Origin of the sequence: Acinetobacter tandoii (genome assembly GCF_008867985.1) — a bacterium.
In the GTDB taxonomy this organism is placed as follows: domain Bacteria; phylum Pseudomonadota; class Gammaproteobacteria; order Pseudomonadales; family Moraxellaceae; genus Acinetobacter; species Acinetobacter tandoii.
Window position 1 is genome coordinate 99,469 of sequence record NZ_VXLD01000006.1, and the last position, 26,133, is coordinate 125,601.

Sequence of the window (26,133 nt, forward strand, 5' to 3'; positions counted from 1 at the left end):
AATAAAGGTTTGAGTCAAATGACAATAAAGAAAGTAAGTTGGACTTTAAGTATATTGACGGTGGCCATACTGATGACTGCATGTCAGCCTAAAAAAGTTGAAAATGAGCAAGCAGAGACGGCGGCATCTTCAACACAGGCACAAGAGCAAGCGAGTCAATTGATTGGAGATTCGGAAAAATTACAACTCAATTTACCTGAGTGTGATGATAAGAATTGCCCAGAAATGACTATTGAGCGACTCAACAGCAATCAGCCATTTATTGATGCATATATCGATGCTGAGATTTTGAAAAAAGTTCAGCAAACTTTGTCTGTTTCTCCAGAGTTACCGACCGATCAAGCTGCCTCTACCGCTCAAGCGGCAGAAGTTGCAGCATCACAAGCAGTGGTGCAAGCCAAGACAGTAAAACAACAGCTTGAACAACAATTGCAACCTTATACCCAAGCATTTTTAAAATTAGATCAAGAGATTAAAGCACTAAGTTCGAGTCATAAAATTAGTGTGATGATTAAGCCGACCATTCTCAACGCCAAAGGACCATTGGTTACGGTAGTTTTAAACAGTAGCAGCTACCTGGGCGGAGCACATGGATCTTCTTCGCAGCAATACTATAATTTTGATTTAGAAAAGAAAAAACTGGTCAAATTGAATGAGGTATTGGCACCGAATCAATTGGCAGCACTTGAAAATCAAGCACATGAAGCTTTTAAAACATGGGTGATTGAGTCCAAACTGGCGAATGATGTTTCAGAATACGAGCAGGCGTGGAAATTTAAGCTGAGCGATAATTACTATTTGAGTAAGCAAGGCTTAATTTTGCAATATGGCGAATATGAAATTGGACCGTATGTGGTTGGATTACCCCGCTTAACTATTCCGTATGAGCAATTGCAGACGATTCTAAAAAAGCAGTACTTACCTGAGTTTGCCAGTGAAGCAGTTGCCAGTGCTGCCAGCGAGCCAAGTAAGTAACGGGCTTGAACATGCTGCCACGTTTATTTGATACCCATACCCATTTTGATGTTCCCGATTTTGATATAGATCGGGAACTATTGGCGTATCAAGCCAAAGCAGCAGGGGTTGAGGCTTTAGTCCTGATTGGTTTTGTAGCATCACGATTTTCGGACTTGCTGAATACCCAACAATTTCTAACTCATTTATCAGAAGTACCGCAGGTTTATTTAGCACCAGGTTTACATCCTTTTTATATTGAACAACATCGACCAGAACATTTACAGCAACTTGAATCATTCTTACAGCAACATAATTGCATTGCTGTTGGGGAAATTGGGTTAGACACTTTTCTAGCCGAGCATAAGCAGCCTGAATTATTTGCCCAACAGCAGGATTATTTTCAACAGCAACTCGAACTGGCAATGCATTACCAAAAACCAGTGTTGTTACATATCCGTAAAGCGCATGCAGAAACACTGGCCTTACTGAAAAAGCAAAAATTTCAATTCGGTGGCATTGCACATGCTTTTAGTGGTGGTGTGGAAGAAGCCAAAGCCTTCATTAAACTGGGATTTAAAATTGGTGTGACAGGGCAAATCACCAATCCGAATGCGAAAAAACTGCATCGAGTAGTACAGGAAATTGGTTCTGAACATTTGGTATTGGAAACTGATTGTCCAGATATGACACCGCTTTGCTGTCAAATTTCAACTCAACAACGAACCCGCAATACTCCCGCCAATTTACCTTATGTATTAAAGGGTTTAGCACAGACTTTGCAGTGCGATGAAACTGACTTGGCAGAGCAAGTGTGGCGAAATACTCAACAAAGTTTGCGACTGCACAATTAAAATAAAGTTATGGGGAAATTACTAATCCACAACATTAAACAGGATGATTTGACCTACATTATAAAAGAACAATGGAATAAAAAATAATCATGCACGCCGGAGGACCCACCTATGGCAAAGTATAGTCAAATCAATAGTTTTAATGCCTTACAATCCTTTACAGTTGGTTCTAAAACTTATCAGATTTTTAGTTTGGCACAAGCCCAGTCACAACTGGGAGAACTGTCAAAACTCCCCAAATCACTCAAAGTCTTATTAGAAAATTTATTGCGCTTTGAAGATGGTGTAACGGTCAAAGCAGATGATGTTTTGGCGATTGTGGAATGGCAGCAAACCCGAAGCTCAGAACAAGAAATTCAATATCGCCCTGCGCGAGTCCTGATGCAAGATTTTACGGGCGTGCCTGCGGTGGTCGATTTAGCTGCCATGCGGGCAGCAGTCGCACAAGCTGGCCGTGATCCTAATCTAATTAATCCCTTATCTCCAGTCGATTTGGTGATTGACCACTCCGTCATGGTCGATCATTTTGCCAGTGGTCGTGCATTTGCTGAAAATGTTGAAATTGAAATGCAGCGTAACGGTGAGCGTTATCAGTTCCTACGTTGGGGGCAGTCTGCCTTTAATAACTTTAGTGTGGTCCCTCCTGGTACGGGAATTTGCCATCAGGTGAATCTGGAATATTTAGCGCAAGCTGTCTGGTTGGGTGAATCAGATGGGGAAACCTTTGCCTTTCCAGATACCTTAGTCGGTACAGATTCGCATACCACCATGATTAATGGTTTAGGCGTTTTGGGTTGGGGTGTGGGTGGGATTGAGGCTGAAGCGGCCATGTTAGGACAACCCATTTCTATGCTCATTCCTGAAGTAATTGGTTTTAAACTCACGGGAAAATTGCGTGAGGGCATAACGGCAACGGATTTAGTTCTTACCATTACACAAATGCTACGTCAAAAAGGGGTAGTGGGTAAATTTGTTGAATTTTATGGTGATGGTCTGGCGGATTTGCCTTTGGCTGACCGTGCAACGATTGCTAATATGGCACCTGAATATGGTGCAACGTGTGGTTTTTTCCCAGTTGATGAAATAACGCTGGCGTATATGCGCTTAACAGGACGCAGCGATGAACGTATTGCCTTGGTTGAAGCGTATTGTAAAGAACAGGGCTTATGGCGCAATGCAGGTGATGAGCCTGTGTTCACCGATACCCTCAGTTTGGACATGTCGACGGTTGTGGCGAGTGTTGCGGGTCCTAAACGCCCACAAGATCGGGTTTTACTGGCAGATGTACCACAAACTTTTGATGCCTTAATGGAGCTGAGTTTAAAACCTGCCAAAGAAGATAAAGCACGTTTAGAAAATGAAGGGGGCGGTGGTACGGCGGTCGATGCGCAAAAATCCAATATCACACATGAAAGTGCATTCTGTGAAATCGATGGTAAACAGTACCCATTGGTACATGGTGATGTGGTGATTTCAGCGATTACCTCCTGTACCAATACATCTAATCCAAGTGTAATGTTGGCGGCAGGTCTGCTTGCTAAAAAAGCCATTGAAAAAGGTCTACAGCGCAAACCTTGGGTAAAAAGCTCCTTGGCTCCTGGTTCTAAAGTGGTAACGGACTATTTGAATGCCGCAGGGCTAACGCCTTATCTCGATCAGTTGGGTTATAACTTGGTTGGTTATGGTTGTACTACCTGTATTGGTAATTCAGGACCTTTACCTGAACCCATTGAAGAAGCTATCAATTGTTATGATTTAAATGTCGCTTCGGTGTTATCGGGCAATCGTAATTTTGAAGGGCGAGTACATCCTTTGGTGAAAACCAACTGGTTGGCTTCACCCCCTTTGGTGATTGCTTTTGGTTTGGCAGGGAATATTCGTTTAGATTTAACCACCCAACCGATTGGATTGGGTATACATGGCGAAGCGGTCTATTTAAAAGACATTTGGCCAAGTCAGGCAGAAATAGACGAAGTGTTGCAGAAAGTGAATACTGACATGTTTCATAAAGAATATGCTGCGGTATTTGAAGGCGATGCCAGTTGGAAGGCGATTAAAATTCCACAAAGTCAGACTTATGCATGGGACGAGCATTCTACCTATATCCGCCATCCGCCATTTTTCGCAGATATTGGGCAACCTCTGAATTCATTACATAATATTGAACATGCGCGAATACTGGCAGTACTTGGAGATTCGGTCACCACGGACCATATTTCCCCAGCAGGAAATATTAAAAAAGACAGTCCCGCAGGTCGCTATCTCCAAGAGCATGGGGTTGAGCCGAAAGATTTTAACTCCTATGGTTCACGTCGTGGGAATCATGAAGTGATGATGCGCGGCACATTTGCCAATATTCGCATTAAAAATGAAATGTTAGGCGGAGAAGAGGGTGGTAACACTCTGCATATTCCAAGTGGTGAGAAACTGGCAATTTATGATGCTGCCATGCTCTATCAACAACAAGGGACACCTTTGGTGATTATTGCAGGCAAAGAATATGGTACGGGGTCTTCGCGCGACTGGGCAGCAAAAGGTACCAATTTACTTGGGGTAAAAGCCGTCATTGCAGAAAGTTTTGAGCGGATTCACCGTTCAAATCTGGTTGGCATGGGTGTGTTGCCATTGCAGTTTATGTCTGATCAGAATCGACATAGTTTAAATCTGACAGGGCATGAAAGTATTTCGATTCTAGGTTTATCGGATGATTTGGCACCGCATCAAACCTTTGAAGTGGAAGTCACCCGAACTGATGGCTCTCGCGATTCGTTCCCTGTGCTATGCCGTATTGATACGCTCAACGAAGTTGAATATTTCAAAGCAGGTGGAATCTTGCATTATGTGCTGCGTCATTTAATTGCAAGTTAGAGTTACTCTTATTCAATCATCATCTGCCAGAGTCTTTATAGCTAAGGCTCTGGTATGATTCACATATAAAACAAAATTTTAAGATCATTTGTATGTTGAAATTATTATTGGCTGGATGTGTATGCCTATTTCCTGTTTGGAGCCATGCAAATCCGCAGGCCCAGATATTAAAAGCACAAAAAATTACGCAGGCGCAGCGAGAAAGTATTTGTTCTCAGCTCAAGATTTCCTGTGAGACTGCTGCCACATGGCAACTTTATCAGGTTCCGAATCAGCCTAAACATCATTATGTAATTGCCAAATTGAAACTATTTGAGCTAGAAGAAAATGCGCAAAGTTATCAATTACGTAATTATTGGGATTTTTCAAATTATCAACCACTTACGCAGAATCCACATTGGACTGTGGATGGCCCTGTCGCACCAGAAGATTTACTCGATGAAAATGGTAAATTTGTTCGCACTGATGCTTTACATCTTTATCCCGTCTTATTTCCCATCAATGATAAAGATTACAGTATTGCTTTGATTCAACGTTGGGATGAGATGTACTCGGGTGGGGGCATGACGGAAGAAGTGGCGGACTTTTTACAGCTCAATCCTCAGGGTAAATATCAACAGATTTTTCAGAATATTCCATTTTCTGTCTCAAGAATGATTAGAGCTTGTTTTTCGGAACAAGATTATGCCCAGTCAGGGGAACATTGTCATGACTTAGAAAAATTGGTACTGAATATTGAATATCAACAAGCGAATACATGGCGTATGAAATATCACTATGTTCGTACATTGTCGCCATCTTCAGATCAACTGCCCATGAATCAACGTAAGACTTATGTATTGAATGCAAATAAAGCTGATGCAATCCAGTTCCCAAGTGCCTGGACTGAATATTAATCCGCAACTTTTAAATTGAATTTGATAAAATGCTCGCGATTCTTTTTCTGATTTGATCTCCCTATGACTGATTTACTCCTAGATGATGAATATGACCGCCGTTTTGCTGGCGTAGCTAAAATTTATGGAGAACCAGCATTTCAAGGGTATGAACAAAGTCATGTCATGGTGATTGGAATTGGTGGCGTTGGTTCTTGGGCAGTGGAAGCCTTGGCGCGTACAGGTATTGGTGAGCTGACCTTGGTCGATATGGATGTGGTTGCAGCCTCAAATATTAATCGTCAATTACCTGCGATGACATCAACACTGGGCTGTGAAAAAATTGAAGTCATGGCAGAACGTTGCCGCTCAATTAATCCGAAAATTAAAATTAATCTGATTGATGATTATTTAACGCCAGACAATGTCAAAGAGTTGCTCAGCAATGCCCCTGATTTAATTTTAGACTGCATTGATGATGTCAAAGCCAAATTGGCGCTGATGTTACATTGCCGTTTTAATAAAATTCCGTTAATTGTTTCGGGAGGAGCTGGCGGTAAGCTTGATCCACTAAAAATTCGAGTCGCAGATTTATCCAAAACTGAACAAGATCCGATGTTAGCCAAATTGCGTGCGCAATTGCGTTCGAAAGGGATTTGTAAAAAACCTAAAGAAAAATTTGGAATTACTTGTGTGTATTCGATTGATAATCCATTTTCGAGTGCCGATGTTTGTCCAAGCGCGGGTTTGCGCTGTGGCGGTTATGGTTCAGCAGTCGTGGTCACGTCTAGTTTTGCCATGATTGCAGTCGCAGAAGTACTAAAAAAATTAGATCACATCAAAGCGAAGTAACAAGGCTGATTTTAGGTTTAATTGGGCGACATAGATCAATATATTTATGTCACCCATAGCTGATAAAAAATTTAAATGAATAGAAAAAAGAAAAGAGTTTTTAAACTTATCAAGTTCTTAAAAGACGCCTACGAATGAATATAGTTGAAGCATCGATAGAAATTAGTCTTGTAAAAAAGACCACTCGATTGGCTGTGTGCTTTTTCCCGTTTGTTTCGAAATAAAACCATCGTAAAAATTGAGCAATAGAAGCGCACCGATGATGCCAATTAGCACCAATATTTGTTTGGATAAACCCATTTTCTTTCTCTTATCTAAGCTACTTAAGCCCAGTCTAGTTAAATTAATTGATCTAATCTAATATAGAAAAAATAACTGTTAATCTAATTTTGAGATGATAATGGCAACACTTAAGCAATTTAATTATCTGATTAGCATTGTTGAGGAAGGCGGTTTTATCGCGGCTTCTGAAAAGTTATTCATTGCCCAATCTGCTTTGAGCCGACAGATCAAGCTTTTGGAAGAAGAAGTTGGATTTGAAATTTTTAATCGGGCTGATAAAAAAATAAAGCTGACCAAAGCGGGGCAATTTTTTTATGCTCAGCTTAAAAATAATGTATTGAACTTAGAACATATTATTGAAAAATCTAAAGATATTGCAGATGGTAAAAATCGACTCATTAAAATTGCACACTCAAGTACCGTTACAATGAGTTTCGAAAAAGTCAAAGTATTTAATCAAGCTTCAAGGCATCTCAATGTGCATTTTGAGCTGAATACTTTATCTTCAGAAGATCAGGTTCTAGCGCTCAAGACGGGTCATATTGATGTCGGTTTTATTCGTCCCCCTGTTTTAAATCACCTAGATGAGTTACATGTAGAAAAGCTTTACCATGAGCCCTTGTATGTTGCCCTGTATCCAAGCCATATTTTGGCGATGGAGAAAAGCATCAAAATTCAGCAGTTAAGACACGAAAAGTTTGTCTCGACACCGCATGCTGAACGGGGTGGGCTCAGTTATTTAGTCTCAAACCTTTGTCTCGGTGCGGGTTTTACACCTCAAAAAGCACCGATTCAGTCTCGTAAAGTGTCCCAACTTCAGTTGGTTGCCGCCGAGATTGGAATTTGTATTGTTCCAGAAGAATTTACTGATATTTTGCCTGAACAAGTGAGGCTCATTCCTTTAGAGGCTGCAAATAGTTTGTCCGATGTCGTAATGATTTGGAATAAAAATGCAGATGAAGTGATACAGAAAAGTGCTGAATATTTACGACATCATTTGCAACGATGATCTCTAAAGATCATCGTTAGATTCACCAGATACCGAGTTTTTTAACAGAGTAAATCTTGAATTGTGATTAGACGGATTGTTCTCGTAAATAATCCTCAGTTCGTTTCATCGCTTCTTTAATGTTGATGATTGCATTTTCTACATCAGCAAATGTTTTGGCATTGCCACCGCTGAGTGCCTGACGCCACTTGCGTGCACCTGGCAAGTTCTGGAATAAACCGAGAATATGACGAGTCAAAATTGACAAAGGTGCACCTTCAGCCATGCGTTTCGAAATATAAGGCAGCATTTGCTCCATAATTTCAAAACGGTCTGGTGCATCCAGTTGCCAAAGTTGTCCAAGTTCTGCCAATAAATATGGGTTGTGATAGGCTTCACGACCAATCATGACACCATCTACATGCTGTAAATGTTGTTCTGTTTCGGCAAAGGTTTTAATTCCGCCGTTAATTTCGATAAGTAATTCTGGGCGTTCCTGCTTGAGGCGATAGACATCTTCATAACGCAGCGGAGGAACTTCCCGGTTTTCTTTTGGAGATAAACCCTGTAATAACGCAATACGCGCATGCACGATAAAATTATCACAACCTGTTTTAGCGACTGTATCGACAAAATGCAGCATTTCTTCATATGAGTGCATGTCATCAATGCCGATACGATGTTTTACGGTGACAGGAATATCCACTGCATTGCGCATTTCGGCAATACATTCTGCGACTAAGTCAGGCTCTGCCATTAAACATGCGCCAATCTTATTATTTTGTACGCGGTCGCTTGGGCAGCCAACATTCAAGTTAATTTCATCATAGCCCCAGTCTTGCGCCATTTTGCTACAGGTTGCAAGGTCTTTGGGGTTTGAGCCACCGAGCTGCAAAACGATAGGGTATTCTTCATGGTTAAAGTCAAGATGGCGTTTGGCATCACCAAAAAGAATGGCACCAGTAGTGACCATTTCGGTATATAAAATCACATTAGGGTTAAATAAACGCGCAAAAAAACGGTAGTCTTTGGTTGTCCAATCCATCATCGGTGCAACACTGATTCGCGGAGATTGAGTGTTTTCAATGTTTTTGTTAATAGTCATTAAAAATCATACCTTTAATCTATATTTCGCAACCTGCGCGAATCTGTTCTAACCTGTGTTTAAGTGGGTTAATCGGTTTGCATTTACACCAAATTTTACACCATAATCAAAAAAACAGGTTGTGGTGTAAATTATGGGGTCAATTACAGCAAGGAAAGGTGCAGATGGTAAAGTTAACTATCGTGCTGCGATTCGAATCAATCGAAAGGGCTTTCCTACGTTCTCTGAAAGTAAAACATTTCACTCAAAGAAGTTAGCTGAAAACTGGGTTAAGAAACGAGAAGTCGAAATTCAAGAAAATCCTGATATTTTGCTTGGCAAAGAAAAGCTGATTGATTTGACTCTATCAGATGCCATAGATAAATATTTGGATGAAGTCGGGAGCGAGTACGGAAGGACGAAACGCTATTCTCTGCTCTTAATTAAGAAGCTACCAATTGCGCGCAATATTATCACAAAAATAAAATCAGTACATTTGGCCGAGCATGTTGCTTTAAGGAAGGGAGGAGTGCCTCATTTGGAACTTGAGCCTATTGCGACTAGTACGCAGCAACATGAGCTTTTACATATCCGTGGTGTACTTTCTCATGCTGCTGTTATGTGGGAAATGGATATTGATTTAAATGGTTTTGATAAGGCTACGGCTCAGTTAAGAAAAACACGCCAAATATCATCTAGTCAAAAAAGAGACAGACTTCCTTCAACGGATGAGCTGATTGCATTGACGAAGTATTTTACAGAGCGATGGAAGCTAAACCGTTATGGTTCTAAGTATCCAATGCATTTGATTATGTGGTTTGCTATTTTCTCATGCAGACGTGAAGCTGAATTAACACGATTATTTCTTCGAGATTATGATTCACATCACTCAACATGGAAAGTGCATGATCTAAAAAATCCAAATGGCTCTAAAGGTAATCATAAATCATTTGATGTCCTTGATCCTTGTAAGGAAATGATTAAAAGATTAAAGCAGTCAGAAGTTCGTGAACGGATGTTGAAGCTTGGGCATGATGAAAATTTACTATTACCCTTGAATCCTAAAAGTTTGGGTAAAGAGTTCAGAGAAGCTTGTAAAATATTGGGTATTGAAGATTTACGCTTTCATGACTTAAGGCATGAAGGTTGCACTCGACTAGCAGAACAGAGTTTTACCATCCCAGAAATTCAGAAAGTAAGCTTGCATGATTCTTGGAGTAGTTTACAGCGCTATGTATCTGTGAAGCCGAGAAGAAATATTATACATTGGGATGATGTGCAACAACTTATTGCTGAATTTTAATATTGTAGAAATTGATGGATAAAAAACAGTATTTTTTTAGATTTCCTTAAGTATTGTTTCTTGATATTAAGAAAATAAAAAAAAGTAAAAGAAAATAATAATAATTCTCAATGTCAATACTTTAAATGGGTTTTATTCTCGTTTAGAATGCATGAAATTCTAAAGATAAGACTCATAAGGAGTATTTTTTGTCAGAAAAATATTTTAAGTATATTTCCTTCCTCTTGGCTTTTATATCACTTGCTTTTGCTTTTCAATTAGTATTTTTAAAAAATGAACTTGATATAGTTAGTATTATAAGTCTAATAGGGTTGTTTTTAATATTCATTGAACTAGGTGTTCTAATGACTTATGAAAATTTAAATATGAAAGTGACTTTAAATAATATTTTTAAACTTGAAATTAATTATCTATCACCGATAGGGGTATTCGCACATGTTTTAGGTAGAATTGGATTCTTTTTAATAATATTAAGCATAATTTTAGACTTTTTTGTATAGGAATTTTCTGTTGAGAAATTTAACGTTAAAAGAATTAGATTTAGTGTCAGGAGCTGTAGGTCCTGATGATTTTAAAAATTATAAGCCACCAGTGAGTGCACATGTTATTAATGCTGCAACTAGAGTTATACCTTTAGCAAGAGCATTTTCAGCTGGTTATGCTGTCGGAAATTTAATTAATAAACATACACCTGTCCAATCTTGGATAGCTACAGGTATTGATAAATTAACATCTGATGGCAACGACTATTGTAATGATGGTACTAATTACGGAAAGGATGGTGGAAATTACTAATAAATAGTTTTTATCATTGTTAATTTTTGCCTGACATTCTGGTCAGGCAGCTTTTATTTTTTGGGGTAAATATGTTAATTGAGTTTAATATTAATAAAGATGTGTTTAAGCGCGAATTTCTATATAAAAAACCATTGATTTTTAAACAAGTATTTGATTATAAGGGTTTTTCTTGGTCTGATGTAAATGAGATTTATAGTAGAGCAGATATTTCCCATCGGGATTTGAAGCTTATGAATGGCTATGAGGTATCTAAAGAGGAATATATTGAAGCTTATGATAATTTAGGCGTAAAAGAATATAGATATATTACATCTAATTTGTATGATTACTTAAGAAAAGGTGCAACATTAGTTTACAATAGAATTAAAAATGAACCGATTATAGATAATTTTAGTCGACAAATTTCTAGTTTCGCTGAGGCTCATACGATTACAGGTGGTTATGCTGCATTTAGCTCTAAGTCATCTTATAAAAGTCATTGGGATACACGAGATGTTTATGCTGTGCAGTTATTGGGAAGAAAGCGTTGGATTCTTAAAAAACCAAATTTTGAATTGCCTCTATATATGCAACAAACCAAATACTTTTCTGATATTCAAGAGCCAGAAGAGGTTTATATGGATGTTGTTCTTGAAGCAGGTGATATATTATATATTCCACGTGGTTGGTGGCATGATCCATTACCACTTGACGAAGAAACATTCCATTTGGCTATTGCATCGTTTGCTCCTACAGGCTTTGAATATATGCAATGGTTACAGAATTTTATTCCTGCCATATTAGAATCCAGAAATAACTTTACTAATTTTGAATGTGATAAAGCTTTACTTGATGGAATCAATGAAAAGTTTTCTGAAATTTTAAAAGAAAAAGAATATTATCAGAGTTTTATGGCGCATCATCTACAGAATCATCATGTAGCTTCTACTTTATCCTTGGATGTACTTGGAAATTGTAAAGTCCAAGAGTTAAATATAAATCAAAAAATTTGTCTAAATGCAAATTTAATTTATTTTTTTGAAGAAGGATTTGTGATTATTAATGGTAATAAAGTAAATGTAGATACTATAAGTTTAGAGCTCATACAATATTTATTTGATAATCCTTACTCGTCTGTTGCAGAAGTATCCTCTAAGTTTGATTCTTATTCTTCAGAAAAAGTAAATAAACTCCTATTTAAGCTTGCATTAGAAAATGTTATTGGACTTGTGAAGTAATCAATTAAATGAGTTCAAATTTATTTCGTAAAGAAGCATTAGACTCCCAAAAAATTAAATGGACTGGAAGTATTGTTCTCTCTCGTCCATTTAGTTTTACGTTTTTGACTGGTTGTGCAATGTGTGCAGGTTTCGTAATTATTTTATTTTCAATATTTGGTACTTACACCAAGCGAAGCACTGTGAAAGGTCAACTCACCCCTCAGTCGGGATTGATTCAAGTTTATCCTACCCATCAAGGAGTTGTAGTTAAAAAAAATATTTATGAAGGGAAGGCGGTAAAGAAAGGGGATATTCTCTTTGTTATTTCAATCACAAGCTATGGCGAGCATGGTGATACAGCAGCCGCATTATCAGCGCAGACGAAATTAAAAGAGCTTTCGATTCAAAATGAAATTTTGAGGTTACATCAACTTCATCAAAATGAAAGAGAAGTTACTCTCAATCAAATAAATTTATCTAAAGAAAACTTAATGAAAATAGAAAATTTAATTATTAACCAAATAAGTCGTGTCGATTTGGCGAAAATAAATCAACGACGCTATGCGAATGCACTTAGCCAGAATGCGGTGTCTTTTGAAGAATATGAAGCTAAAAAAACAGACTTATTAAGTGAGATTACTCAATATGAGTCATTAGAGCGTGAAAAAATTACATTTCAAAAACAATTGAACGAGCTCCAAATAAACCTAGCGGGATTAAAAAACAAACAAAATAACGAAATAGAAGAGTTAGAGCGTTTGTTGTCGACTAATACACAAGAGTTAATTGAAATGCAATCAAAACAACGTATCGCTGTATATGCCCATACGTCAGGAATTATCGGCAATGTTAACGCAGAGGTTGGCCAATTTATTGATTTATCGAAACCATTAAGTACAATTCTTCCTGAAAATACATCTTTGATAGCACAACTTTATGTACCCAGTCATGCAATTGGTTTCATCAAAGCGGGTGATCTTGTTTTACTTAGATACAAAGCCTATCCGTATCAAAAATTTGGGCATGCTAAAGCAAAAATTCTGTCAGTAGCAAAGACTGCTGTGGCAAGTCAAGATTTAAAAACTATAGGCACAATTTCAGCACAAGAACAACTAAGTAATGAGCCTGTCTACCTAGTAAGAGTAGAATTAGAACAACAGACTGTAAAGGCTTACGGTCATGATATGCCATTACAAGCAGGTATGGTGCTTGAAGGAGATATCATGCATGAAACTCGCCAATTATATGAGTGGGTATTAGAGCCGTTGTTTAGTATTACAGGAAAACTTTAATTTATGCGTTATCTTGACCGCCTTTCTTTTGGTTTAGGAAGAAAAGTCCCTGTAATATTGCAAACGGAATCCTCTGAATGTGGCTTAGCTTGTTTAGCAATCATTGCAGGTTATTACGGTTATGACTCGGATTTATTTACTTTAAGACAAAAGTATCCAATTTCACAAAAGGGGATAACACTTACAACCTTAATTAGAATTGCAAACCAATTACACTTAGTTGCACGTCCGTTAAAGTTGGAACTTGATGAGCTAAATAAGCTGAGATTACCTTGTATTCTCCATTGGGACATGAATCATTTTGTTGTATTAAAAAGTGTATCAAGAACAAAAGTTACAATTATAGACCCTGCATCTGGTGAGAGGCAGCTTAGTCACTCAGAAGTATCGTTACATTTTACAGGAATTGCTTTGGAATTATGGCCTGATTCCAATTTTGAGGAAAAAAAAGATAAAACTAGTATCAAGATATTTAATCTCTTTGGTGAAATTCGTGGATTATGGAAATCATTGGGTCAAATTTTAATCTTAGCATTAGTTCTAGAAGTGTTTGCCATAATTAGCCCATTCTTTATGCAGTGGGTAATTGACCATGCAATTGTCTCTGCAGATTTGAACCTTCTAACTACTTTAGCAATTGGTTTTGGTTTATTGATGGCTCTAAGTAGTTTGATTAGCCTTTTACAGTCTTGGGTTATTATGCATATGTCAACCACATTGAATGTACAATGGAAAGCAAATATTTTTCATCATTTAATAAATTTACCAACTAGTTTTTTTCAGAAACGCCACCTTGGTGATATTATTTCTCGATTTGGTTCTATAGATGCAATTCAAAGAACATTAACTACATCGTTTATTACAGCTATTCTTGATGGTCTAATGACCATTTTGACACTTGTTCTGATGTTTGTTTATAGTCCCAAATTAGCAATGATCGCTGTGATAAGTATGGTTTTATATGCAATCATCCGCTGGATTTGGTATGCACCACTAAGAAAAGCTACAGAAAATCAAATTGTTCATGCAGCAAAGCAAAATACACATTTCATGGAAACCATGCGAGGTATAAAAACAATAAAACAATTTGAAAAACAGGACATGAGACAGGCAACATGGTTAAGTCTATTTGTGGAGCAAATTAATGCTGGACTAATTACTCAAAAGCTTAACTTAATGTTTGAGTTTGTGAATACATTATTATTTGGCTTACAGAATATTATTATTATATGGGTAGGAGCAAACCTTGTAATAAATGGTGAATTTACAGTTGGTATTTTAATGGCATTCCTTGCCTATAAAAATCAATTCGGAAGTAGAGTTAGTTCACTGATAGATAAATTTGTTGAAGTTAAAATGCTTACTCTACATGGAGAGCGCTTAGCTGACATAGTTCTATCTGATCCAGAAAAAGCAGATAGCATCTTGTTAGATTCTGATTTTAATGAAGGGAATATTACGACAGAAATTAAAGTAAGATCATTGAAGTTCAGATATTCTGATGATGAGCCTTGGATAATTAATGGTCTAAATTTTTATGTTCCTGAAGCCCAATCTTTAGCTATTATCGGACCTACCGGTTGTGGTAAAACAACTCTTATGAATTTGCTATTAGGTAACTTAAAACCAGTTCACGGTGACATTAAGGTTTGTGGGCAAAGTATAAAAAGTATCGCGAAAAATAGGCTTAGGGCTCAAGTTGCTTATGTTGCTCAAGATGATGTTTTATTCGCAGGATCAATATTAGAAAATATTAGTTTTTTTGATCAGAATGTGCAACAAAATTGGGTTGAAGAGTGTTCTCGAATGGCTGCAATTCATGATGAGATTATATCTATGCCAATGGGATATCAAACTTTAGTGGGGGATATGGGAAATGTACTTTCTGGAGGACAAAAGCAAAGAATATTATTGGCGCGGGCACTTTATAAGAAGCCTAAAATCCTTTTCTTGGATGAAGCGACTAGCCACTTAGATATAATTAAAGAAAAAGAAATTAACAAGATGATTAAGTCATTAAATATTACCCGAATAATAATTGCGCATCGACCAGAAACAATCACATCAGTTGATAGGGTGATTACGATGCAAAACGGGAATATTGTTAATGATCAAATAATTGATTCTTAGCTTTTAATTATATTTGACTAATTGTGGAGTGCTCAGTTAATGGGATAGTAAATAGATGAGGTGTTTAGCCTCATCGATGAAATGTAGTGTAATCTTTGGAAGCCTCAAAATATTGCTTATCTAAAACATCGGCGAAATCTTTAATGTGCACCAGAAATGGTGCGCGTTTACTTTTATCGATTTTGAATACTGAGAAAGGAAATTCTTGATTATTTGCCTTTCTCAATGCTTCAGCTTTACTAAGGTGAGGATAATAGTCTGTAACTATTGTCATCAGCTCGACCGTCATTGATCTATATTTGATAAATAAATAGTCAATAGTGTTAAGTTTGAGTGCATCCATTTTGTATCAGCTTGTATGAAGTGCGATATATGGATGCAGTGTATTGTTGTATAAGTACATAGGTCAGTAATGCTAGACAGGTATTATTTTACTCTATTAGAATTGTTATTTAAGTGTATGAAAAATATAAGTATGGTGGTTGTATGGAGAATAATCAATTAGCCGTTGAAATCGGTGAAATGCTAGAAGAGGTTTTTCATAATTATTTATGCTACTTCAATGTAGAGGGGTGTATGCCTTACCGGTCTGAGTATAGTAATCAAGAAAAAAAGAAAATTTTTGCACATATGGATTTGAACCAAGAATGTACTTGTAATTCTATTATTTTAAAAGGATCTGATTTTCAGGCGCTTTTGAGCGACTTGGTGCACATAATCAAAAACTACAACGACGAATGCATAAAAGAAACGCAAGTCGCTTTTAAGCAATTTATGCGTGATTATGAGCGAATGGGAATTGACTATGCTGCGATTATGCGGCCAAAAATTAAAAATAAGGTTAAAGGTATTCGTAATATGCGGATGCGCTATGAAAAAACCGTGTACCCCAAATTAGCAATTTTTTATGATTTATTGAAAGAAAGAGCCGCAATTCAGGGTAAATGGTCGAGTGTGAATGCAGCAGTACGAGACATATTGCCTGAGTTGAAAAATAGGTTTCTTGAGTATGATCGCCAGCAAATTATAAGCAAAATTGAAGAAAATAAAAAATATATTGAGACAAATGATCAGTTGCTTATTCATGGTACTGATACGGATTTTAAATATTACAAACGTCACCATGTGCAAAAACAGCAAAGTGAATTGGTTGAAGAAAACCGCCAGTTAGAACATATGCTTCAGTCAAATGATTTGTCTTATGCCTTAAAGAATAAAAGCCCATTCAATACAATTTATTTAGATGAAGTATTGATGAACAATTTAAGAAAAAATGAAAAATTGTTAAAGTTGGTTATTGCTATAAAATAAAATTTATAACTTTTTATTATTATATTTAATTTAATGTTAAATTTTTTTTTAAACAAAGTTGTGCTCTAGTTGAACAAAATCACTTATATGATATACAAAAACATGTTATTTATTGGATCTAAGTAATTGTTTTAGTGGGATCTAATTTGAATTTTTCCGCAAAAGAAAGGGTTATTAATAATACTTTTGATGAAATGATCGCTCGTTGGCGTGTAAGTGGTTTTTATCATCCAAAACTTATTGAAGAGCAATGGATGACTAATCTAGAAAAATTGAGAAATGTTGAAGTTTTTCTAAATAAAATTGAAGGGTTAAAATCGGACTTATTTGTGTCTGGTCCTTTATTTGTTCGAACTAAAGAAGGAGCAACACTGAAAAATTTTGAACAACCAGAAAAGGTTTTTTACCCAACACAATATGCAAAAGACGAATTAATGCTAAGTTCTGTTTTTGGCAATTTAACCTATTTGGCACAGTTCGAAATTTATTCGGTGAATGAATTAAGCCCAAGAATTGGTCTTTTTTTTGATAAGAATGATGCTAATTTTAGGGAATTGAGAAAGTTAAACAATTCCTATGTCTTGGTGAGTCCAGATGAAAGAAATATGAATTTGAAGTTAAGGATGTTTTATAAACGAGTTGAGCAAGCAGAAGGGCGAAAATTAGATACGATGCCAGAGTTACACACTGAAGTTATCGAGTTTTTAAACAAAAAAGTGTCAACCTATAAGGAAAAATTAGCAGCTGTTCGACATACCCAAAACTTAGATAGCTCTTTTCAAGAAAAGAAAAGGAAGTTTGATAAGTACTTTATTGATTTGCTTTGTACTTATAAAAAACTATACCTTTTTTCTTTAAATTTCTTTATTAAAGGGCCAAGCGATGGGAAGTTTAATTTTGCTGAAATAAAAAAGGATTTTTTCAACTCATTTAGATCAAATTCAAATCTTAAGTCTATTGTTGGCTACATGGGAACCTGGGAATATGATGGCAAGAATGATTTTTATTTCCGAGTAGTTTTTTTTGTGGAAGACAAACTTGCCGAGGAGCAACTAAGCATTGTACATACAATGATTCATTCCTGGGAGAGTTTCAATTTTACGCGAAGAACAAAGAAGTACAGTCATCTATTCTTCACTGCGGAAATGAGCAATATCAGTGAGTCCAAAAAAAGCTTACGAGTGCCGATATGTAGAATTGGTAAGAACAATAATCAACTTATTTCAGATTTCAGTGATCGAGTGATTAACTATATAACACTTTCAGAGAAGTTTTTCTTTCCAGCAGAGTTGCAGATTTTTATCTTTGAACATCTACCAGAAGACAAAAAGAAAAAGAGTGAACGAGGCATTTATCGTATTGAAAATTTACAATATAGTTTCTCACGTTCGTTTAGAGGGCATTTGAAGAAACCATTAAATTAACTTTAGCTTTAATCTGTTAGGTTAAGTCATGTGTTTTATGCTCAGTCCGTCTAACCAATTCATTGTTAAGCCATAGATAGAGCTTAGCGGGTTATTAAAGTTATTATATTTAATACTAATTATATACTTATCAATATCTTATTTTATTATTACTTGATTCTTTACTCATATATATGGGTAAGCAAGTAAAAGATTACAGACATGGTTGTGATATGAATCCTAACATGATGAGTATCACAACATGAATTTGACTACACCGATTTGGAATGAATCTAATCTTTGTACTGCGATAGAAGACTTTGTTTATAAGGTCTGTTTTGAACAGATGAATGAGCAACAATTCAAACAGTCCCTCAGCACATTATATGAAGCCTTTCAGCACTTCTATTCAGTACAGCTTCACTACACTGAATCTATCCAATATTTTATTCAGTGTAAGTACTGGATTGATCATTTTCTCAATGGTCAACCTATATCACACAGTTTAAATTTCAATACTCAGCAAGTTCAAACCCTATGTTGTGTACTCTATCAATATCGAAATAATTATTGGAATGAGCTGAATCGTTTCATTCAGCAAGAACAGCAGAATCGAAATTCACTGTATCAGTACCTGACTAAACTCATTACACACTATTCTGAGCTGTTATTTGTGCGTGTTGATTTGGGTTATCTCGAAGGGCAACAGGTCTATATAGGTATTCAAGATGTTCAACAGCATATGAATATTTTAAGAAATCGTATAGCCAATCAAGATGGATGTTTCATGGGTTTACAGGGCTATGCATGGGCATTAGAGCAGGGGGTAGATAAAGGCTATCATTGCCACTTATTGCTAATTTATGATCCATCTAAACGTCAGAATGACTGGTATCTCGCTGATCAGGTTTGGCAAATGTGGAACAGTATTACGGGTAATATCGGCGTGCACTTTAATTGTAATACTACGGAGCATAAGCAGAAGTTTATGCGGAATGATCGCTTAGGGGTAGGTCCTATTCGATGCAATCATCCCGTGGAAGTCAGTAATGCATTGAATGCTGCCATGTATCTGGTCAATCCTGAAAAGTATGCACAGCATTTACGTGTAAAGATTCCATATATGCGCAGCTTTGGTACGGGCCAATTTGAAGTGCATTGGCGTAGAGGTGTAGCACAAACCTTACAGCAATGTGGATACTAGGTTAGATCACCATTAAAAAGTTACGGCACTCCTAAGTCTATGAAGTAAATAACTTAGGATGTGTTTTACCATGACGACTTACAATGAATCTCAAACATTTTGTGAAATTGAAAACTTTATTCAAGCAATCTTAGCCAATCAAATCAGTATTGAACAATTCAAACAGCAGATCATTCCATTGATTAAGAAATCCAGACGATTCTTTGTGGACGGGAATAATTACATTGCTGCCATTATTGTGTTTAAGTATCTTGAGCAGATCATCTTTAAAGCCAATGCGTTTAAGTTCTATGATTCTATTCAAGACTTACCTGATCATGTAGTGGAAGGTTTTATCAAATACGTACATGATCAAGCTGGGTTGATTGAAGCGGATTATCAAGATGATCAGAAGCAGCATAAGGCAGAGGTGAAAAAGGCTGAACGCTTCTTATCAGAATGTATACAACAACAAGATCAATTGACCATCTTTCCCATTTATTTAGGTATTCAACCTGAAGTGCTATCAGTGATTCGCTTATATGATCTAGATCTTTACCTCAGTGCTTTCCTAAAGTTAATTCGCTCCAGAGATACTGAGCTGTTTCGTTCCATTCATTCGGTGCTGTGGCAAATCAAACATGATCCAGAGCAGGGCTACTATGTTCAGTTATTCTGTATCTATGCTGGACGGGCACAAACTGTCACTCTAGCGGATCATGCGCGCAGAATTGGTGAACAATGGTTGGACGTAACCAATGGTTATGGAGCAGTTTCATTTGAAGAACACGATTTGAAAGGTATCCCAGTAAATTGTTTGGATGACAAGCAGATTCAACGTGCTTTGCAAGCTGTAAAAACTCGCATGAACAACCATTCTCGAAATCATTATTTAAGAGTGACAAGGCATCGTAGAAAGACCTTTGATTGTCAGCGTATCGGTCTGAGTTTAGATTAATTGTGAGCAAATAAGAAATTGATTAAAGAGAGTTATCCATAATTCAAAAGTATTTTTTAATATGTGTTTTTAAGGTGGTAAAAGCTGTTCTTAGGTTTTTGCTAAGAACAGCAGCATATCAAAGCATTTGGAGAATTAACTTAATAATGTCTTTTGTGATTTTAAATTTAACCAAATTAAAGAAATTGCAGTAATTGCCAACCAAGGAAGCAAAGCTAAATTCATCGCCTTCCAGCCAAAGATATCTAGTACAGCACCAGCACTAAAAGAACAAATTAGCCCAACCACAAAAACTGTCATATCGTTGATGGCTTGTGCCTTGGCTTTCTCCTCTAAAGTGTATGTCCCTGTTAACAGAGAAGTGCTGCCAATAAATAAGAAATTCCAGCCTACACCTAAAAGAATTAATGATGTTGCAAAAGAGAAGAAGTGGAAGCCTGATAAAGCCATCGCTATATAGCAAAGGAACAGCATTACTCCCATCAGCATAATTTTTAGCGTACCAAAACGTGCTATCAAATTACCTGTAATAAACGAGGGCAAGAACATACCTAAAACATGCAGTTGAATAACAGTGGTAATTGCACTGAGTTCATGATGGGAATGACGCATGGCAATAGGTGTAGCTGTCATACCTAAAATCATGATCCCATACCCCGTAATGGAACCAAATAAAGCGACTAAATAAGTAGGCTGCGATACGATCTGATACCACGGTCTACCAGCGCTAAAATCCGTTTTTACTTCTACTTGATCTGGAATTTTCAGACCAGACAAAATTCCGATTGCTAATAGTGATACCACCGTAATAATGAGGAATGAACCTACATATTCCAAATGATTAAATATTGGACCACCAAACCGCGCGAGTGTAGGGCCAATAATTGCAGCAACCACACCACCAGCCATTACGAAAGAAATGGCACGAGAACGGAAAGCATCATCTGCAACTTCGCTGGCTGCAAAGCGATAAAACTGAGCAAAAGATTGATAAGAACCAACACAAAAAGTCCCTACAGCGAGCAGCGTCAGTGAACTATACATAATTCCTAGAGCTGCAATAATCCCTCCGATTACCCCTAATAATGCCCCCAAAATAAAGCCTTTTCTTCTACCAATATGAGCCATGAGGATAGATGCAGGAAACATCATGGTTGCTGTACCGAGAAACATCGCTGCAATTGGTAACGTTGCAAGGAGAGGTGTATTGGCAATGTTGGCGCCAGCCAAACCACCAATCGTCATGACCATTACGGATACAGTTTGAAAAAGAGACTGAGAACTCGCCAAGATAAGAACTTGGCGATGCATATTATTTTGAAGCATAGGAAACCTTTTTAAATGAGGCTTTTATCATAAAAGTTGAGCTAAATATCTTGAGTCATTGTGAGCACAACACGGAATTGAGCATTTCCAGTTTTCATTCTTTGGTAGGCTTGCTGAGCCTGATGTAATGGAAAGACTTCTGTTTTGGCACGAACATCTGCAAGCACACTAAAATTCAGTGTTTTACCCACCTCAAAAGGGGTACCCGTAATACTGCCTTGCACAGCTCGTTCCCCTCCAACAAGTAAGGGAGATGAAATTACAAGAGGTTCTTTCCCAACTCCAACTACAATCAATTTCCCTTGCGTTGTTAGACCTGCAAAAAGCTCTGAAGAAGCTTCACCATTAGTAATGGTGGTCAGAATGGCTTGAGCTTTTCCTAATTCCTTAAGACGAGCCATAGCATTTTCTAATTGGGTATCAATATAAATATGTGCCCCTAAAGCATGTGTTAGTTCAGCAATATCTTGTCCACGACCTATAGCAATCACTCTAAATCCCATTCGTCGTGCATACTGAATTGCAAGATGTCCTAAGCCACCTATACCAAGGATTGCAACCGTATCTCCCGCTTGGGCACCTGATTTCTTTAGAGCATTAAAAGTTGCTATTCCTGCACAAAGTAAGGGGGCTGCTTCTACCGAACTCAGTTCATCAGGAATTGAAACTAGGCCAGTTCCTTTTGCAATCATCATTTCTGCATAGCCACCATCATGTGTACTTCCCATAACAGGTTGATGACTGCATAAATTGAATAAGCCTTGACGACATTCATCACACTGGTTGCAATGTCCACCTAGACGGCCAACCCCAACACGTTGTCCAATTTTCCAATAGTTAGAATCTGGATCTCCAAGTGCAACAATGCGTCCAACCACTTCATGACCAGGAATACGAGGAAATGCTTTTGGATTTTGATTTTCAATGGTCATGGCATCTGCTCCACAGATTCCACAAGCCTCGACAGCGATTAAGACTTCATCTTTGTTTGGAGTGGGTACAATACGTTCAACTAGTTCGAATTCTCCAGTTTGACTGGCTTGCATAGCCTGAAATGTATTTTTCATGGTTCTATCTCACTGATTTTTTCATATTTCACAGGGCTTAAAACTTGTTCAATACCTATTTCAGCAGCATCAATAGCACCCGCTAAATATCCTGAATATTTTTTAGACCATTCACTAGAGATACCGATGATCCTATGCTGCCAAATGCATTGGTTAGGTGTATTTTCAGGTGCAATACCATGAAATTGAGCTGGGTTTTTCCAATCCGACTCTACGGCAGTACATTCATCTTCAGACCAATCTTTGAGATATTCTGACTGGGGTATCGCTGCTAAAGAGCCAAATAGGCGGACCAGTTGTGCTCGACAATGAGCCATTAAAGTTGTTGCTTCCATTTCTTTACGTATAGCGTAAGGAATACTGAAGAATCCGAAAAGTGCAGCATGCTTACTGGACGTTGATGCATCATGAATTTCACCCAATGGACCTGCATAACTTCGAGCTTGACCTGAAAGGCCTTGTTGCTTCCAGAAGGCTTCAGAATAAACAGCAACATATTTAGCGTGTGGTGCCATCCAAGTAGGTGTATTTGTCCAATGTTTTAAGGTTGTCGTTGATAATGGGGGATCAAATATAAATTGGTTTGCAGATAATCTTGGAGGAGTAGCCAATAGTAGTTGATTACAACCGAATCGTGTTTCTGTTCCCAAATGATCTTTTACTTTCACACTTAAAGTGCGATCGTCTAAATAGGTAATTTCTTTCACTTGATGCCCAAATAGAATCCGGTCAACTGAAATACCTTTGGTTAAAGCTAGAATTAAACTTTCCATACCACCTTCCAGTCGAATAGAGGGTGTTTCCAATGAGCTACTAGAAATACGTATGGCAGGTTGATTACGTTGTTTTTCAAACATAATTTCCCCAGAAGATTGCTGGTAGAAATATGGAAGATTTAATTTGTGTACCAGTTTCATTAATTCAGGGTTTAGGTCTGGCCAAATCCATGTTGCACCAAGATCAATCTCATCTTTTGACTGGATTCGACCTCCAAGATGATCTTTTGCTTCAATGAGTAGATAATCTTTAAATCCTGCTTGTTCTAATAAATAAGCCGCGTATAGCCCACTTAGACCACCGCCAATGATGATTATGGAAGTCTTAATCATTTTTAATATTCCAAATTTGCTGAGCATGGAGTAGATGTTTAGTTTTTACATACAACGTGGTATTTCTTTCACAAACCTGAAAATCTGCATGTCGTTTGGGCGGCAAACGAATCCATGAGCCTGTAGGATAGATTTGATTGCTTTGCTGGAGTTGACCTGAAACGATGAAAATCTCGATACCTTGATCAGATATATTGGTAAAAATTTGGTCAGGATTCAGTCTTTCTAGATAGGTATATTCGAATTCAGATTCAAACAATGGGCAAATTACTTTACGGTCTATAAGAGTCCAATTTGCAGGATCGTTAGTATTGATTCGTGTTTCTTGAGTTTCATTTTTAGACATTTGCATCAGTTTGACAAAAATTAAGGCTCCATCTTTGCTTGAAACTTGATGATGAGAATTGTGAGGGTTTCTTAAATACCATCCAGCTGGAAAATCATTTGTATCATTTTCTGTAAATATACCCGATAGAACAAGAACCTCTTCACCTAGCGGATGCTGATGGGCAGGAAAGCGAGAGTTCTTATCAAATTTTACAAGACTTGTTGCACGGGCTTGCTCTGTCCCAATACGATCAAACATGACTCGTTTTACTTCGCCATGGGGAGAGTGAATCCAACAGTAATCTTCGGGTTTGATGACAGCAATTTTGGAGAAATCTGCATGAATGAGCATAATTTTTTCTCAACTCATTAATATATTTAGAATAACTGCACTGATGTAAATACCCAGACCAAAAACGGTATGACCCACAATACTCATTAGTCTTGTTTTTTGGGGGTGAGGGGTGTTTGAACCAGCAATACCTGCACCCATACTTGGCATCATGATGAAAAAAGGAGCTATTAATAAAACCCATGATATGAGTAGTGGCGAAGATATCGTGGGTTGTGAAACCCATACGCTCCCTTCATAAAGTACAAGAATGATGATATAGCTAATACCAATGAGATAGTGTGTAAGCCAACCTAGTGCCAACTCATGCTTGATCTGTGTGGTTTTACCAAGGTTTTTGTGAACCCATTTCCCTGAAGGGATATGACCAATCCAACGACCAACCATAGCCCAATTGGTGATGGGCGTTTTGAATAGTTGATTGCTGAGAATAGCCCATAAGTCAAGAATTGCTGTGGCACCAATACCAGTGAGGATGATTTTACAAATAACGTATAAAGTTTCGGACATTTTGTAACTTTCTCGGTACGCTCGACATGCCAAAATAATTTGGTCAACTTTGATGATTTGAAGAATGACCATAGTGTTGAAGGATTTTTAAGTTTGAGCAAATCAGATAAAATATCTTGAATAGAAAGAAAATCTTTATCGCTATGAATTCACCAATACATCTAAATGCTTTGAGAGCATTTGAAGCAAGTGCACGACATAAAAGTTTTTCTGCTGCGTCTAAAGAGCTTAATGTCACCCCTGCTGCGGTGGGGCAGCTCGTTCGCACTTTGGAAGAGTATTTGGGTTTTTCATTATTTCATCGGCAGATCAGTGGTAACACACGTCTTATACCAACAGAACAAGCTGAAATGGCTTTAACTGATATCCGTGCTGGGTTTGATAAATTAAAGCAAGGATTTGATAAGTTAAAGCAAGGAGGGACTTCTAGAATCTTAACTGTTACGGTGAGTCCTGCTTTTGCTGCCAAATGGTTGTTACCGAGAATTGATAAATTTCAAGAACTATATCCAGATACCGATGTGCGTTTAGATACCAATTTAAAAGCTGTAGATTTTATCGAAAATGGAATTGATATTGGCGTCAGATATGGTCGGGGTATTTGGACTGGTTTAGTTGCTGAAAAGTTAATGGATGAAGAAGTTTTTCCCGTGTGTTCTCCAGCATTTTATCAAGAACACCATGACAAATTAGAGAGTCCAGTTCAGCTTTTAGAACTTCCGCTTATCCATGATCTATCAATGGAGCAACACGTTGATTTTGCAACATGGGATAAATGGTTGCATTGCAATAAAATTACAAAAGAAAATACAAAGCGCGGATTAAAAATTAATAATTCTGCTGCTGTTTTACAAGCTGCAATTGATGGTCAAGGAGTCGCGCTTGCACGTAGTGTTATGACTCATGATGACTTAAAGGCTGGGCGTTTAATTCGGCTTTATCCTGAATTACAATGTGCATCTGTGCTTGCTTACTATGTTGTATATCGTGAGGAAAGCCAATCACTTGCCAAATTAAGCGCATTTAGAGATTGGCTTAAACAAGAGGCAAAAAATCATTAATTTGACTTGGCCCTTTAAGCTAAATCAACACATTCACCTTTTAATGA

Annotated in this window: 24 protein-coding genes; 17 read left to right on the top strand and 7 right to left on the bottom strand. The window is 37.4% G+C overall.

The window, feature by feature from the left end:
* Positions 1-18 precede the first annotated feature (18 nt).
* The 6 genes from F4W09_RS10640 (at position 19) to F4W09_RS10665 (ending at position 7,694) form a co-directional block, all read left to right on the top strand.
* Positions 19-975 (top strand): RsiV family protein, encoded by a 957-nt coding sequence (locus F4W09_RS10640; protein WP_104442328.1) that lies wholly within the window; start codon positions 19-21, stop codon positions 973-975.
* 11 nt (positions 976-986) lie between these two features.
* A complete protein-coding gene (locus F4W09_RS10645; RefSeq protein WP_151504777.1) occupies positions 987-1,808 on the top strand; it encodes a TatD family hydrolase in 822 nt (273 codons plus the stop codon).
* 111 nt (positions 1,809-1,919) lie between these two features.
* A complete protein-coding gene (gene acnA, locus F4W09_RS10650) occupies positions 1,920-4,676 on the top strand; it encodes an aconitate hydratase AcnA (protein ID WP_151504778.1) in 2,757 nt (918 codons plus the stop codon).
* Positions 4,677-4,768: 92 nt separating this feature from the next.
* Entirely contained in the window at positions 4,769-5,572 is an 804-nt protein-coding gene (locus F4W09_RS10655) for a hypothetical protein (protein WP_151504779.1), read from the top strand.
* Between the two features lie 63 nt (positions 5,573-5,635).
* Positions 5,636-6,403, top strand: coding sequence for a tRNA threonylcarbamoyladenosine dehydratase (locus tag F4W09_RS10660; RefSeq protein WP_016166167.1), 768 nt, complete (start codon positions 5,636-5,638; stop codon positions 6,401-6,403).
* Positions 6,404-6,803: 400 nt separating this feature from the next.
* A complete protein-coding gene (locus tag F4W09_RS10665; protein WP_151504780.1) occupies positions 6,804-7,694 on the top strand; it encodes a LysR family transcriptional regulator in 891 nt (296 codons plus the stop codon).
* A gap of 67 nt (positions 7,695-7,761) precedes the next feature.
* Here the strand turns inward: F4W09_RS10665 and dusA are convergent, their stop codons facing one another.
* Positions 7,762-8,778 (bottom strand): tRNA dihydrouridine(20/20a) synthase DusA, encoded by a 1,017-nt coding sequence (gene dusA, locus F4W09_RS10670; protein ID WP_151504781.1) that lies wholly within the window; start codon positions 8,776-8,778, stop codon positions 7,762-7,764.
* Positions 8,779-8,911: 133 nt separating this feature from the next.
* Here dusA and F4W09_RS10675 point away from each other — a divergent pair, with 133 nt between their 5' ends.
* The 6 genes from F4W09_RS10675 to F4W09_RS10700 all read left to right on the top strand — a co-directional run bounded on the left by F4W09_RS10675 (position 8,912) and on the right by F4W09_RS10700 (position 15,479).
* Entirely contained in the window at positions 8,912-10,060 is a 1,149-nt protein-coding gene (locus F4W09_RS10675; protein ID WP_151504782.1) for a site-specific integrase, read from the top strand.
* A gap of 188 nt (positions 10,061-10,248) precedes the next feature.
* A complete protein-coding gene (locus F4W09_RS10680) occupies positions 10,249-10,560 on the top strand; it encodes a hypothetical protein (RefSeq protein ID WP_151504783.1) in 312 nt (103 codons plus the stop codon).
* Between the two features lie 10 nt (positions 10,561-10,570).
* Positions 10,571-10,855, top strand: coding sequence for a hypothetical protein (locus tag F4W09_RS10685; protein WP_151504784.1), 285 nt, complete (start codon positions 10,571-10,573; stop codon positions 10,853-10,855).
* A gap of 71 nt (positions 10,856-10,926) precedes the next feature.
* Complete coding sequence (locus F4W09_RS10690) at positions 10,927-12,075, top strand: JmjC domain-containing protein (protein WP_151504785.1); 1,149 nt, start codon at positions 10,927-10,929, stop codon at positions 12,073-12,075.
* 8 nt (positions 12,076-12,083) lie between these two features.
* A complete protein-coding gene (locus F4W09_RS10695) occupies positions 12,084-13,349 on the top strand; it encodes an HlyD family secretion protein (RefSeq protein ID WP_151504786.1) in 1,266 nt (421 codons plus the stop codon).
* Between the two features lie 3 nt (positions 13,350-13,352).
* The gene (locus F4W09_RS10700) at positions 13,353-15,479 is read left to right on the top strand and encodes a peptidase domain-containing ABC transporter (protein ID WP_151504787.1); all 2,127 of its coding nucleotides are present in this window, start codon (positions 13,353-13,355) and stop codon (positions 15,477-15,479) included.
* A 70-nt stretch (positions 15,480-15,549) separates the two neighbouring features.
* Here F4W09_RS10700 and F4W09_RS10705 read toward each other — a convergent pair whose 3' ends face one another.
* Positions 15,550-15,822, bottom strand: coding sequence for a pyocin activator PrtN family protein (locus F4W09_RS10705; protein WP_151504788.1), 273 nt, complete (start codon positions 15,820-15,822; stop codon positions 15,550-15,552).
* A gap of 143 nt (positions 15,823-15,965) precedes the next feature.
* Here F4W09_RS10705 and F4W09_RS10710 point away from each other — a divergent pair, with 143 nt between their 5' ends.
* From F4W09_RS10710 to F4W09_RS10725, 4 genes are all read left to right on the top strand, one after another.
* Positions 15,966-16,790 (top strand): hypothetical protein, encoded by an 825-nt coding sequence (locus F4W09_RS10710; RefSeq protein ID WP_151504789.1) that lies wholly within the window; start codon positions 15,966-15,968, stop codon positions 16,788-16,790.
* A gap of 146 nt (positions 16,791-16,936) precedes the next feature.
* Positions 16,937-18,214, top strand: coding sequence for a hypothetical protein (locus tag F4W09_RS10715; protein WP_151504790.1), 1,278 nt, complete (start codon positions 16,937-16,939; stop codon positions 18,212-18,214).
* Between the two features lie 241 nt (positions 18,215-18,455).
* Positions 18,456-19,397 (top strand): YagK/YfjJ domain-containing protein, encoded by a 942-nt coding sequence (locus F4W09_RS10720; RefSeq protein WP_151504791.1) that lies wholly within the window; start codon positions 18,456-18,458, stop codon positions 19,395-19,397.
* 70 nt (positions 19,398-19,467) lie between these two features.
* On the top strand, positions 19,468-20,334 hold the full coding sequence (locus F4W09_RS10725) for a hypothetical protein (RefSeq protein WP_151504792.1): 867 nt from the start codon (positions 19,468-19,470) through the stop codon (positions 20,332-20,334).
* Positions 20,335-20,469: 135 nt separating this feature from the next.
* On the opposite strand, the gene F4W09_RS10730 is transcribed toward F4W09_RS10725, so the two are convergent.
* From F4W09_RS10730 to F4W09_RS10750, 5 genes are read right to left on the bottom strand one after another with little or no spacing between them, the layout of a single operon-like run.
* Entirely contained in the window at positions 20,470-21,660 is a 1,191-nt protein-coding gene (locus tag F4W09_RS10730) for an MFS transporter (RefSeq protein ID WP_151504793.1), read from the bottom strand.
* 41 nt (positions 21,661-21,701) lie between these two features.
* A complete protein-coding gene (locus F4W09_RS10735; RefSeq protein WP_151504794.1) occupies positions 21,702-22,727 on the bottom strand; it encodes an alcohol dehydrogenase catalytic domain-containing protein in 1,026 nt (341 codons plus the stop codon).
* A complete protein-coding gene (locus F4W09_RS10740) occupies positions 22,724-23,836 on the bottom strand; it encodes a flavin monoamine oxidase family protein (RefSeq protein WP_151504795.1) in 1,113 nt (370 codons plus the stop codon). Before F4W09_RS10740 ends, F4W09_RS10735 begins: the two co-directional genes overlap by 4 nt.
* Positions 23,829-24,515, bottom strand: coding sequence for a cupin domain-containing protein (locus F4W09_RS10745; protein WP_151504796.1), 687 nt, complete (start codon positions 24,513-24,515; stop codon positions 23,829-23,831). Before F4W09_RS10745 ends, F4W09_RS10740 begins: the two co-directional genes overlap by 8 nt.
* 9 nt (positions 24,516-24,524) lie before the next feature.
* Positions 24,525-25,025, bottom strand: coding sequence for a DUF2938 domain-containing protein (locus F4W09_RS10750; RefSeq protein WP_151504797.1), 501 nt, complete (start codon positions 25,023-25,025; stop codon positions 24,525-24,527).
* 143 nt (positions 25,026-25,168) lie between these two features.
* Between F4W09_RS10750 and gcvA the strand changes: the two genes are divergently transcribed.
* A complete protein-coding gene (gene gcvA / locus F4W09_RS10755) occupies positions 25,169-26,086 on the top strand; it encodes a transcriptional regulator GcvA (protein ID WP_151504852.1) in 918 nt (305 codons plus the stop codon).
* The last annotated feature ends 47 nt before the right edge of the window (positions 26,087-26,133 follow it).